Raw genomic sequence first — 12414 nt, forward strand, 5'->3', positions numbered from 1 at the left:
TTACTTTCCTAAGATGAACACGAAGTTCGTCGTTGCTGATCCACCAATGTTGAGCATAAGACCATTCTTTGCTCCTTTCACTTGGTAGTCACCTGCCGTGTTCGTTACTTGTTTGTAAAGATCGAGCATCATACGAACCCCAGAAGCACCAACCGGGTGACCCACACCAATGAGTCCACCGGATGGATTGATTGGTTTTTTACCACCAAAGTCAATGGTTCCATCTTCGATAGCGATGTGTTCTTTTCCTGGTTCAGAGATTCCGAAAGCAGAGATGGCAGCGTATTCAGAAGAAGTAAAACAGTCATGTGTTTCGAACACATCAATGTTTTTAACATCTAAATCAGCACGTTTGTAAGCATCTTTTACTGTTTGGCGAGTCCATGGAAGGATGTATTTGTCCCCAACGGATTCTTGTTTTTTTGCTTCAAAAGTAATTGGTGCTACTCGGTGACCCCATCCTTTGATACGAGGGATATCATCAAATTTGCGACCAGTTTTTTTAGCGTAATCTTTCGCGTAACTTTTAGAAGCAAGTAGAGTCACCGCAGCACCGTCTGTTACTTGGGAACAGTCAGTGATACAAAGTCTTCCACCCACAGCCATGTTGTTGTCTCCACCACGTGCCATAGCATGTTCTTTGTTCATGAACCATGTACGAGTTTGTGCTTTTGGGTTACGTTTTGCGTTTGCGTAATTGATACGAGAAATTTCAGCAAGAGCATCCATAAAACGTTCTTCTTTTAGTTCGTAACGCTCGAGGATCACGTCTGCTAGTTTTCCGAAAAGTTTAGGGAAAGGAAATTGAACTCCCTTCGCTTCTTTATCATAATATGCAGCAGTTCCAAGAAAGTCACCACCCACAGAAGAAGATACAGTTTTCATCACTTCCACACCAAGAACGATCGCTAGATCATAATCTTCAGCACGGATATGTGTGATGGCAGCATCAAGAGCAACGGAACCAGAAGCACAAGCTGCTTCGTAACGAGCACCAGGAACACCGAAAAGAGCAGGGTTTACTTCTGTTAAAAAAGCACCTAAGTGACCTTGGTTGGCATACTGTTCTGCATCGAAGTTACCAACAAAAACAGCCACTCGGTTTTCTTTGTTCAATCGTTTGATTTCATCATAACTAATGCCAACTTTTTCAAGAGCATCATCTAAAACTTCACGCATCATGGACATGAAGGTTTTTCCTTCTTTGGTCCAGTTTCTTTGGAAGTCGGTTTGTTCTCCGCCTAATACGAATACTTTTTCACTCATATGATACTCCTAATTAACCTTTGAAGAGAGACCTTGCATCAAGTTTGTCGCCAAGTTCGTAGAACTTTTTGCCTTCTTTTGCATCTTTTAAAAGTTTTGGAACTGGTACTTTAGACGTTTCCATTAACTTAATTGTTTCTTTTGGTCCACCAAGGAAATCAACAAACGCGGAAGCAGGAACCCAGTTAAAACCGAAACCCATAGCGCCATCAGTGTTTTCTTTTGTATCAACCACTTCTCCCACGAGAGAAAGCGAATAACTGATATAACGTGAAATGAAGTAACGAGCAATGTCTGCTTCGAAACCGGATGCTTTTTTAACTACATCCATTGCACCTTTGTAATCAGACTCTTTGATTTTTTGGCGGGCTTCTTTGATAAAAGGAATATCAAATTTTGGATATGGATCATACTCACCAGTTTTGATATTATAAACAAACTTCTCACGTTTTCCGTCAGCGTGTTTCACAACTTTAGTAAGACCACCACCAGATTTCATACCAAGTTTACCGGCATCGATTAACTTTTGGAAGTAACCAGGAAGTTTGAAAGTTTCGTGAGCTTCGTCTTTTGTATTGTCGTAGATATTGTCTACGATGGCTTTGTGAACATCAAGTCCCACGAAGTCAGCAGTGGCGAGTGGTCCCATAGCGCGACCAGTGTAACCAGACATGATTTCGTCAAGAAGGGCGATTCCACCTTTGTCAGCATATTTCTCAGCAAAGTGAGCCACTTCGTTCATTAACTGAAATCCAATGCGGTTTCCAGCGAAGGCAGGAGTGTCATTTGTATAAACAACAGCGCGACCGAGTACTTTATCCAAGTATTCACCTAACGCTTGTGTCACTTTTTTATCATTACCAGAGTGAGTGACGAGTTCACAAAGGATCATTTTATAAGGAGGGTTAAAAAAATGGGTTCCGTAGTAGTGTTTTTGTCCATCTTCGTCGTAAGCTTTTGCCAAACGACCAATAGAAAGTCCAGAGGACACAGTGGAAACAATGGTTCCGGGACGACGAGCTTTCGCGATACGAATATTGATCGGTTCTTTGACTTCGTAACTTTCCGCCACGAGTTCGAATACCCAATCTGACTCTGCGACAGCTTTTTCCAGATCCGCATCGTAGGAACCGGGGATCATTCTTGCGCGGATTGTATCCGTTTTTACGGATGCGACAGCGGCTTCGATACCCTGTTTTGCTTTTTCAACATCTCTAGCGAGCATATGGACTTTAGCACCACCGAAGGCAGCAATGACGCCCGCACTTCCAGAACCCATGGCTCCGTTGGCACCTAAAATCGTGACAGTTTTGATTTCTCTCATGAAGGAATTTCCGAATCTAATTTTTACTTACCGTTCTAGAAAGCCAAGGTGACAGGAAAATCGTTTTTTTTTGTCAGATTTGTTACAAAAGAGGGTCGAGGGGGCGGGCGGCGGTGGGTACAGTAACCCCGCCCGATGAGAGGGAGGGGTTCTAGACCCGCCACCCAATGGTTTCCTTTTATCACGGCCTGTGTCATTTGGCACGCCACTTCTGAAAATCCCGATTTTTAATTCGGATAAGTTCATAGTTTCAGCTTGGGGCACCCGGGCGGGCTCTCTCCGGGGTTCGCTTCGCTTCCGTCCTCGAGGTTTGCCGCCTCTTCGGACCAAGCCCTTCGGATCCCTGGTGCGGGACGAAGAGTTAAGATCAAATCATAAATGAACTTTACATGAGATCCTTTGCCAAAGATTCAAAATAAAATCCCAGCGCCAGCGGTAGTAGCGGAAATCCTTTCGCGATGCGAAAGATTGGAGCGGATGACGCGGTCGGTTTTAGAATTTCTGTTTGTCAACTAACGGATTCGAGGCGCCCAAAAGGAAAATCGAAAATTCCATCTTGGGCATTGTTTTTGGGTAATGATTTTTTAGATTTTATTTTTCCCGAACTTCTCTCTCCAAAAACTCCGTAAATTCAATTTGTCGGTTAATGAATGTTAGATTATATCTACTTTCGTAAAATAACAGGGCACTTGCCAAAAACAAACAAACGCCGCCGGTAATTGCCACAACGGTCGGAATCCAAGAAAACTCTTTGGCAAAAGCAAGGGTGATGGCGAGTGTTAGGCTTGAAATCACAAATAGAGAAGTGGCCAAATACAAAAAAGCCATGGAACGTTGGATGAGGACGGCGCGTTTTTTTTGGATGAGGAGCTGTTGGCGCATGTAAACCATTCGTTCTTTTTGAAAACCTCGTTTGCCTTCGAGTAGTAATTCCACTTCCGATTTTAAAAGATTCACACGATCAAAAATTCGTCCAAGCCTGTTGGCTGTGGAAAATATCAAACTGGCACAAGCAGAAACAAGGACGGCTGGGGTGATCATACCGGAAAGAATTTCGGAGTTGGAAAAAGATTCGAACATAGGAATATACTCTATGGGCCCGTTTGAATTTAAAGAAAAAAAGAAATCGTATCGGATAAAGATACAGCTGTATTGCAAAAATATTTTTTTGAAAGATAGGAAAGGGTAGATGAATCAATTGGGGTTTTAGTATCATTTAACGTCTGGTAAACGAAAATATTTCATTGACTTTCTTATTCGTATATTATAAAATAACCGCTGTCATACCCAAATGAGAATAAGAATGTTTGTCTTTGTTTCCTTAAGTTTCCTTAAGTTTCCTTAAGTTTCCTTTTTGCTTATTGTGTAAATTCGATTCCCAACAAAACCGATCGAAAAAAAGCAATATCTGCCAAACTCACACCACTTCTATTGGGAATGCCGAGTTCCGGCGGACAAGAGGGACATAATCTTACTGGTGTTTATGACCCGAATGCAATATACTTTCCAAATGAGGAGGAGCTGAATGCTTCTCTTGCGATGGAAGAAGGTTTGGATGCCCAAAAACTCTTAACCCCAGAATCGCTGCAGAAAACCACTGCTGACTTCACTGAACTCAACAAGTATGTGTTTCTATCTCCTGCAGAAATGGACGAGGAGGCTCTTGCTTGGAAGAATGGAACGTCATTGCCGCAAAGGACTCTTTCTCTGAACGAACAGGAAGTTCGCTATCAAGAGAAAAAAAATCTTATGAATGACTTTTATGCAAAAGCACTGGAAGACATTCCCAAACTATCTCCCATACAATTGTCTCATCTGCGAGGGAATTCTTTTCTTGGGATTTTTGCTCATTCGTATTTGAAGGACTATTTTGTGAGTTTACCAGAATCAGAAAAACAAATCATCGATACCAATTTACATTGGTTAGTTTCTCTTCGCAAAGCAGCCATTGATGAAGCAGTGAGGAGAGGCAAATAATATGAAGCAATGGATTCTATTACTTCTACTTATTTTTAGTTTTCTCTCTTGCGAAGATCCTGAGAAAAAAAGCCGGAGCAATGCGGAAGGTTTTTTTGTGATTTGGTTTGAATCACTATTTAGAATTTCTGGGCCTTATGATTCTGCTTGCGATAACCCTAATTATTCCACTCCTCTTTCTTTGAACAGTCTCGTAACTTTAGGAACCTTCAGCCAGAAATACCGTATTACAACGGGTTCCAATGGTTTTAAATATGCATTTACGCTTTCAGGAGACTATCCGAATTGTGGGGTGACACTTTATGTTTATAATTGTTCAAAACCGAATGTTCATGCAAGGAATTCCGATGTAAATTGTGATTCTGGAACATTTTCAAACCATGTTTCTGGGGGTACACAAACATGTGTTATTCCTTCTTTTGCTAATCAGATGATTTTGATTTTGATTGAACCAAATTCATCATCATATCCTACTACTAAATGTTCTACGATCACATTTGAGGCCCTACCTTGAATAAGTTTCTTATACTAACTATAGTGTTTTTTGGAAATTCAATGTTGGTTGCACAACCATTTGCAAATATACCTGATACTGAATCTTGCAATACAAGCTCTATGTTTTCTTCACCAATTCAATCATCACCTGATCCAGTAAATCCACTTTACTACTCTAAAACTAGAGTAACTTTTTATGGGGATAGTCGCATTGACTTTGCCAATGCAGTTCCTTTGGGGTATAATCCGGCTTTGTATTATGCACCCTTGATTCAATCCGCAGATTATCCTGGGGTTTCTTTTTCCCTTGGACTTTTTTATGGAGTATCCAGTTTGGATTTTTATTTAGGCACGGATCCGAGTTGGAACATTCAAAATTTTGGCCATGGTGGCGATAGTTCCATTGCAATGTTCGACCATTTGAAAAAATGTCTTGGTCGGCCTAATTATACTATCGCACCAAATGTTGCGTTTGAAATTGGAGGGAATGATTATTTGCAGAATATGTTGATGATTATGCTTTTGCCTTGGAATGGAGATGCCTATATCAACAGAACTCTAAATAATATTGAAAGATCGATTACTCTCTTATACCAGAAAAGAAAAAATGTTTTAATTGTCGGGAATTATCCTGCTATTGGCTGGTCGGCATTGTTAGGGTTACCTGATGAACATAAGGGATTTGCATTTAAAACATTTAATTTTAAATACCAATATATCCTTCATAGGCGATCCATTTCCGATCAAATTTCTTTCGCCAATGCGCAAGCTTCCATCCAAGATATTTTAAAAGATATTTTGACCGAATATAATGGTGTGTCGATGGCTGATTTGTTGGGAGGGGTGATCTATGCTACTTTGACAAATCCAATCAATGATGATAAAAAATGTTTTGGAATGACGATACCTCAAAATGTGTTAGCCCCGTATTTCTGTTGGCTCGCTGCGAATCTTAGTGCACCAGGTACAATACCCTCTCATTTAATGCTTCGCCAAGAGTTACAATACCCTGAAATACAATCTAGGAGGCGACCGTATTTCCAAGCACAAGGATTAACTCTCGAATACTTACAAATTTGGGAAAAATTTATAAGTCCATTCACGGGAGAGCCTTGGGTTGTGAATGATGCTTTGATGGGAGATGTTGTGCATCCGAATGCCATTGGGCTTTCTGTTTGGGGCCAGCAGGTAGCCGCCAAAATCAAAAGTATGGGTTGGCATCTCCCAGCTGTTCCTCCTGTAACGACTCCTCCACCGCCACCGACAGATACTGGTGGTGAAGTGGTAGACAGACCAGAACCAAAACCAATTTCAGATTTAGAATTACTAATTCTATGTTTTTGGTTTGGATTTTGCCATTTATAATAAACTTAAATAAGATGATTCCTTTTTCGATTCGCACCATTAGTGTAACCCTTGAAGAAGATAGGAAGTAAAATGCTTCCTGTGAAGCAATGGATTCTATTACTGCTCCTTATTTTAAGTTTTCTCTCTTGCGAAGACCCTGAGAAAGAAAGCCGGAGCAATGCCGAAGGTTTTTTTGTGATTTGGTTTGAGACATTGTTTAGGAGTTCTGGATATGACTCTGCTTGTGATAACGAAAGTCTGTCAACTCCCTTGACTCTAAGTTCTCCAGTGCTTTCCAGTTCCGTTCAGAAAAGATACCGATTCACTACAGGTTCGTCAGGACTGAAGTATAATTTTTCGGTATCTTCCGATTATCCAACCTGCGGAGTGATTATAGATATCAGGAGTTGCCGACCCCCTTATTCATTTGCTAGCGATAGTGGTATTGTCGTCTCCTGTAATTCAGGTGGCTACCGAAATTACGTATCCGGCGGAACACAAACATGTCAAATTTCTAATTTTTCGAACCAAGTAGTTCTAGTGTATTTGATTTCTGCTTCTTCATCTTATCCAACTACACCTTGCACAACGGTGCAGTTTGAGGTGATTCCTTGATGAAATATCTAGATTTAACAAACTATGAAATTTCATTGAACTTTGTATTAGAAATTTTATGAAACTAGTGATTGTGTTACTTCTACTTATGTTTACCTTTGTATCTTGCGAAGATCCTGATAAAGAAGGCGGAGTCAATAAAGAGGGATTGCTGCTGTTCGAGTTTCTTAATTTTATAGGCAGACAATCAGGGCAATATGATTCAGCTTGTGATGATCCAAATAAATCTATTCCTCTTCCTTTGAACAGTCTTGTAACTTTGGGTTCATTGAGCCAGAAGTATCGCATCACACCAGGTTCCGGTGGTTTGAAATATGCATTCACTCTGTCGGTCGACTATCCGAACTGTGGAGTAACACTTTTTATATACAATTGTACTAACCCGAACTTTTTTGCATCAAATGCAGATGTAAGTTGTGACTCTGGAACATTTTCAAACCATGTTTCTGGAGCTACACAAACATGTGTTATTCCTTCTTTTACAAATCAGATGATTTTGATTTTGATTCAGCCGAATTCAGCATTATACCCAACGACTAAATGTTCTACCATCACCTTTGAGGCATTGCCATGAAAGATATATTCGAATTTCTATGATCTGCAAAACCATTCAGTAAACTTTCCCTGATCCTCGTGTTCGTTCTACATGACCACTACTGGTATCTTCAAATACTTGGTAAAGTCTTCCAGTTTTGTGAATCGTTTTACAGTTTCAAAATCTTTTTCAGCTTCTGGGTATTGACGGGAAAGGTAGTGTAACCATTGTTTGATCCTGCCTGCACGACTTTTTGCTTCCATGTCTGCTTCTAAACTCAACCAATATTGAAATAAAATTTCTTTCATTTCTTCCCAAGTAAGGCATTCGTTTTTATCCTGACGAATCATTAAAGCAAGGGCAGGGTTTGCAACAACTCCTCGGCCAATCATAATGTCTCTGCAACCAGAGATTTCTTTACACCGGTTTGCATCAGAGGTGGTCCAAATTTCTCCGTTGGCCACTACAGGAACCTTTACTGTAGTAACAATTTTTTGAATCCAATCCCAGTAAGCAGGAGGTTTGTATCCGTCTGTTTTGGTTCTGGCATGAACCACAATTTCTTCAGCTCCGCCCTCTTCCAAAGCCTTGGCACAAACAAGCGCCAGTTCGGTGGAGTCAAAACCGAGACGCATCTTGGCAGTCACAGGAATTTCTTGAGGAACAGCACTGCGAATAGCCTTTACAATCGCAAACATCTGGTCGGGTTCTTTGAGAAGAGCAGCACCCCCACGGTTTCTGTTGACTGTAGGTGCAGGACATCCGAAATTAATATCAATACCATATGCACCAAGAGATGCCACCTTACTTGCGTTCTCTGCCATACAAATGGGATCGGAACCTAATAGTTGCACTTTTACTGGAACCCCCGCTTTGGTTCGGCATCCATCATACAACTCAGGAACATATCGATAGAATCTATGAGATGGTAAGAGAGTATCGTTCACACGAATGAATTCGCTGACACATTCATCAAATCCACCTACGCGTGTTAGTGTATCACGCAATCGGTAATCCAGAAGTCCTTCCATGGGGGCAAGTAAGATTCGCAAAAGAAAAATAGTCCTATCCAGTCACTTTTCGCACCAGGGCTCGGCTGATCATTCGTATTTTTGCAGCAAATGGAAGGCGTTTTATGTTGGTTCCCACAATCCCTTGGGTGAAACGCGTTTTTTTACTGTAATCGATATGAACATCCAAAATGACGGGACGACCTTCTTGGGTAAGGTTCCAAGCAGTTTCTAATTTATCTTGGATCTCATCATTACTTTCTATTCGCAAATATTCCGCACCCGTTGCTACGGCAATCCCTTCAAAACGAGTGGTTCCAAGGACCGTACAGGTTTTACGATTGTAAGGGACTTGTTGGGCCTGTGCAATTTGAGCCAATTCGCCGTCATTGAATACAGTAAAAATGGCTCCGATTTTGTTTCTACTAGCAGTTACAATTTCCATACAAGTCATAAGGAAAGCTCCATCACCTATGATTCCAATCACAGCCTTATCAGGATTTGCTAATTTTGTTGCGATCGTTGCCGGCACCGCATAACCCATACAATTAAAATCAGTAGGAGAAATCATATGTTTTGGTTGATGAATGGGCATAAGTTCTGCTGTTAGAAATGTATGATTCCCATCATCTACGACAACAAACCCATCATCAGGTAAGGTTGTACGCAAAACACTGAAAAATTTTGCCGGATTGACTCTTTCCTTACTATCATGTTGAAACCATTCATCCTTGTACGCCTGTTTGTTTTTTAGGATATCTGATTTAATTTTTTCTGTTCGTTCTTTTCGACTATGATCCGTTAGTTGAATTTTAAGTTTTAACCGCTTAAGCAATTCTGGTAGTATTAATTTGGCATCACCTGTAATTCCTACTTTGGCAGGGTAATTGGCATTTAAAACATCTGGATTGATATCGATATGAATTAGATTTTTTGGTACTGTTACTCCAAAACTTGCCGTTGCGATTTCGGCAAAACGAGTTCCCACCGCGAGTAAACAATCACAATCAGAAAATGCCTTTGTAGCTGCCGGCACTGCTGCGACACCGAAACTCATTCCGCAGTGCAAAGGATGATTTCCTGGAAAAGAACTTAATCCCTGTAAGGTGGTAGAGACTGGTGCTCCGAGTAGTTCTGCAAGTTCAACTGTTGAAGTGGTCACATCGACCGCCCCCCATCCCAAAAACAGACCTGGTTTTTTGGCTTTTATCAATAATTCAACTGCTTCATCAACACTTGCCGAAGGAAATGGAGTATGAATCACTGTTTGTGTTTTACTATATTCTTTATAAGTGGGAATGGATTCCACCGGACCCTCATAAAGTTGAATGTTTACTGGAATTTCTACAAATACAGGTCCTGGTTCTCCACTCACAGCGATTTGATAGGCTTCGTAAAGAGTTTCGACCACTTCCTCTTGTGATTTGATTTTGAAAGTTTTTTTCGTAATGGGTTTGAGCAGAGTATGTTGGTCCATATCATGCAATTGGTATTTAAATTGTGAATCACTACGCACACCACCAGCAATCACTAACATAGGAATCCCATCTAAAAAAGCCTCCCCAATTCCACTCGCGGCATGGGTCACCCCCGCTGCCGGTACAATGACTACCGCTCCAATAGAATCACTGGTGCGACTGATTGCATCGGCCATAAACGCACCACAACCTTCATGAGTTACGAGCATAGGATGGATCAAATCAGAATTATTTAATTCATCATAGATTTCGGTATTGTGGACTCCTGGAATTCCAAAGGTATAACGAACTCCAATTTGTTCTAAAGCATATCTTACTAACCAAGCACCTGTTTTTTTCATGTGATCATACTCCCTTGTTTTTATCCTTTCCGTGAAATACTATCGTTGATTGATTTTGCGGCTGCTCTTGCTGTTAGGATACAACCAGATAAAAAAGTTCCTTCTAGAGACTTAAATCCACTAGCACCACCTCCACCAAATCCGGCCGCCTCACCGATGGCATATAATCCTTCTATAGGTGCACCTAACGAATCAATCACACGGCTTTGTAAGTCCGTTTGGATTCCACCTAAACTTTTACGTGTGATTAGTCTTAACTTGATTGCAATGAGTGGTCCTGCTTTTGGATCTAGAATGGGTTTTGGGGAACAGGTGCGAACACGATCAGAACGCCATGATCTTGCATGTTGGATCCGCCTCAATTGGTCGTCGTTCCAAAGTCCTTTACCGCGTTTGATCACATCATCAAACTGAGTGACTTCTTGATTTAATACTTCGTAATCAATTGAATGATCAGCATTGAGACGATTCATTTTTTCGACTAATTCTCGTAAGTTATTGGCAACAATAAAATGATCGCTTTCTTTTTGTAACTGTCGCACTAACCTGTGGTTTCCGAGTAAAACTTCCCTTAGAAAAGAAAAAAGTTTACGATCACGGATCATGGGGTTGTGTTCGGAACCGGAAACGGCAAGTTCCTTTGCTGCAATCCTCCAATTCAGAAGTTGCCAAGTATAAGGTTTTTCCAACTGCGACGTTTGTCGGCAAAGTTCATTCGTATCAAAACCTGTCATCATCGGTCGAGGCCCGATCCGACGACCTGAATGGTCGAGCCACAAGGCTGACTTACAAGGAATCAGACTGAGTCCATGAGCTTCAAATTGTGGTTTGGGATTCGGAATTCCCGCAGCATAATTCCACATTTTATCCAAATGTGTGAGGTTTCCGCCATGTTTTTTGACGGCATCATGAACTAGGCCATCGGCAAAAGGGTGAGAGCCGTTCAACATTTCCTTGGGAGGTTCGCCCCAAGGTTTGTGCCAATGTTCCCGCACCTTATCAAGGCAACCCGTGATACCACCTGTTGCTACCATTACATGGTCTGCATAAAATGTTAAGTCTTTCTTCCCCGTATTCTCTTGTTCGGCGATACAACCAACAATTCTTCCATTTTCTTTGATTAGATCCGTAACTTTGTGTTCAAATAGATAGTTTAGTTTTGCACTGTTGTGATGTTTTTTTAACAACTCTTCGAAACGTTCTACCAAACGATGGCCAGTTCCCCAAAGAACATGATAACGAGGAACAGAATTTCCTCTTTTGTATTCTCCTCTTTCTACCCAATTGACCACTGGAAAAAAATGTAAATTTAAACTTCTAAGCCAATGATATACTTGTCCAAGACTTTCATGTACATATTGTTCTGCCCACTGTTTAGGAAAAACATCTTCGGCACTAAAGTTTGCAAAGGAATACCAATCATCCAAAGCAATTTCGGGAGTGTCTTTGATTCCTAAACGTTTTTGTAGCGGGGTACCTACTAGTGCCATTCCTCCAAACGAAAGTTTGGCGAGTCCACCCAGGTGTTCCGTTGTATCTCTTTCTAAAATTAAAACAGATTTTCCTTGGTTGAGGCATTCGTATGCTGCTACCAAACCTGCAATTCCTGCTCCAATGATAATGACATCGTTTCTTTTTACGACCACTATGAATTCCTCCGGTTACTTTATATGAATCAAATAGAACTCAATTTCGCTTTATATAAAATGAATCGCTTACTTTTGTTTGTAATGATGTATTTTATGTCAGAATGTACACCATAAAAGTTCAAATGAAACAAATGCGACTCGTTTTTTCAAAGTGGTAAAGTTTAAATTTTAGAATTAATTTAATAACAAATGTGAGGTGATTGAAAATTTATAATTATAACTAGAATCATTCTATAAAACGATATATCGCTTTTATGTTTAATTATTGTTAGTTTATTTTTGTCAATGTAACCGTGATTTTATATTTAATGTTTTATGGGTCGGCTCCATGTTCTCTCAGGAGTAGGGTAGGCTTCGTTACTATCGGAAAATATTTT

At 40.6% G+C, this 12414-nt stretch carries 11 protein-coding genes; 5 read left to right on the top strand and 6 right to left on the bottom strand.

The window, feature by feature from the left end; all coding sequences use genetic code 11:
* From EHQ49_RS04675 to EHQ49_RS04685, 3 genes are all read right to left on the bottom strand, one after another.
* Positions 1 to 1266, bottom strand: coding sequence for an acetyl-CoA acetyltransferase (locus EHQ49_RS04675; RefSeq protein ID WP_135576814.1), 1266 nt, complete (start codon positions 1264 to 1266; stop codon positions 1 to 3).
* Between the two features lie 13 nt (positions 1267 to 1279).
* A complete protein-coding gene (locus EHQ49_RS04680) occupies positions 1280 to 2590 on the bottom strand; it encodes a 3-hydroxyacyl-CoA dehydrogenase NAD-binding domain-containing protein (protein ID WP_135576816.1) in 1311 nt (436 codons plus the stop codon).
* A gap of 591 nt (positions 2591 to 3181) precedes the next feature.
* Complete coding sequence (locus tag EHQ49_RS04685; protein WP_135576818.1) at positions 3182 to 3670, bottom strand: DUF2721 domain-containing protein; 489 nt, start codon at positions 3668 to 3670, stop codon at positions 3182 to 3184.
* Positions 3671 to 4027: 357 nt separating this feature from the next.
* Between EHQ49_RS04685 and EHQ49_RS04690 the strand changes: the two genes are divergently transcribed.
* From EHQ49_RS04690 to EHQ49_RS04710, 5 genes are all read left to right on the top strand, one after another.
* Entirely contained in the window at positions 4028 to 4567 is a 540-nt protein-coding gene (locus tag EHQ49_RS04690) for a hypothetical protein (RefSeq protein ID WP_135576820.1), read from the top strand.
* A gap of 1 nt (position 4568) precedes the next feature.
* Entirely contained in the window at positions 4569 to 5081 is a 513-nt protein-coding gene (locus EHQ49_RS04695) for a hypothetical protein (protein ID WP_135576821.1), read from the top strand.
* Between the two features lie 41 nt (positions 5082 to 5122).
* Positions 5123 to 6427 (top strand): LIC10707 family hydrolase, encoded by a 1305-nt coding sequence (locus tag EHQ49_RS18770; protein WP_208732159.1) that lies wholly within the window; start codon positions 5123 to 5125, stop codon positions 6425 to 6427.
* A gap of 72 nt (positions 6428 to 6499) precedes the next feature.
* Positions 6500 to 7024, top strand: a complete 525-nt coding sequence (locus EHQ49_RS04705; RefSeq protein WP_244241345.1) for a hypothetical protein — start codon at positions 6500 to 6502, stop codon at positions 7022 to 7024.
* Positions 7025 to 7082: 58 nt separating this feature from the next.
* On the top strand, positions 7083 to 7598 hold the full coding sequence (locus EHQ49_RS04710) for a hypothetical protein (protein WP_135576823.1): 516 nt from the start codon (positions 7083 to 7085) through the stop codon (positions 7596 to 7598).
* Positions 7599 to 7666: 68 nt separating this feature from the next.
* Here EHQ49_RS04710 and EHQ49_RS04715 read toward each other — a convergent pair whose 3' ends face one another.
* Genes EHQ49_RS04715 through EHQ49_RS04725 form a run of 3 tightly spaced genes read right to left on the bottom strand, consistent with a single transcriptional unit; the run spans position 7667 to position 12034 of the window.
* Complete coding sequence (locus EHQ49_RS04715) at positions 7667 to 8611, bottom strand: tRNA dihydrouridine synthase (RefSeq protein WP_135576825.1); 945 nt, start codon at positions 8609 to 8611, stop codon at positions 7667 to 7669.
* Between the two features lie 13 nt (positions 8612 to 8624).
* Complete coding sequence (locus EHQ49_RS04720) at positions 8625 to 10388, bottom strand: thiamine pyrophosphate-binding protein (protein ID WP_135576827.1); 1764 nt, start codon at positions 10386 to 10388, stop codon at positions 8625 to 8627.
* 20 nt (positions 10389 to 10408) lie between these two features.
* Positions 10409 to 12034 carry an FAD-binding dehydrogenase gene (locus tag EHQ49_RS04725; RefSeq protein ID WP_135576829.1) on the bottom strand — a complete coding sequence of 542 codons (1626 nt, stop codon included), beginning with the start codon at positions 12032 to 12034 and terminating at the stop codon, positions 10409 to 10411.
* Positions 12035 to 12414 lie beyond the last annotated feature (380 nt).

It is taken from the genome of Leptospira perdikensis (assembly GCF_004769575.1).
GTDB classification, from domain to species: Bacteria; Spirochaetota; Leptospiria; order Leptospirales; family Leptospiraceae; genus Leptospira_A; species Leptospira_A perdikensis.

What these genes read in the sequence shown, in the direction of transcription:
- EHQ49_RS04675 (WP_135576814.1), bottom strand. Translation starts at nt 1,266, where the DNA reads ATGAGTGAAAAAGTATTCGTATTAGGCGGAGAACAAACCGACTTCCAA.
- EHQ49_RS04680 (WP_135576816.1), bottom strand. Translation starts at nt 2,590, where the DNA reads ATGAGAGAAATCAAAACTGTCACGATTTTAGGTGCCAACGGAGCCATG.
- EHQ49_RS04685 (WP_135576818.1), bottom strand. Translation starts at nt 3,670, where the DNA reads ATGTTCGAATCTTTTTCCAACTCCGAAATTCTTTCCGGTATGATCACC.
- EHQ49_RS04690 (WP_135576820.1), top strand. Translation starts at nt 4,028, where the DNA reads ATGCCGAGTTCCGGCGGACAAGAGGGACATAATCTTACTGGTGTTTAT.
- EHQ49_RS04695 (WP_135576821.1), top strand. Translation starts at nt 4,569, where the DNA reads ATGAAGCAATGGATTCTATTACTTCTACTTATTTTTAGTTTTCTCTCT.
- EHQ49_RS18770 (WP_208732159.1), top strand. Translation starts at nt 5,123, where the DNA reads ATGTTGGTTGCACAACCATTTGCAAATATACCTGATACTGAATCTTGC.
- EHQ49_RS04705 (WP_244241345.1), top strand. Translation starts at nt 6,500, where the DNA reads ATGCTTCCTGTGAAGCAATGGATTCTATTACTGCTCCTTATTTTAAGT.
- EHQ49_RS04710 (WP_135576823.1), top strand. Translation starts at nt 7,083, where the DNA reads ATGAAACTAGTGATTGTGTTACTTCTACTTATGTTTACCTTTGTATCT.
- EHQ49_RS04720 (WP_135576827.1), bottom strand. Translation starts at nt 10,388, where the DNA reads ATGAAAAAAACAGGTGCTTGGTTAGTAAGATATGCTTTAGAACAAATT.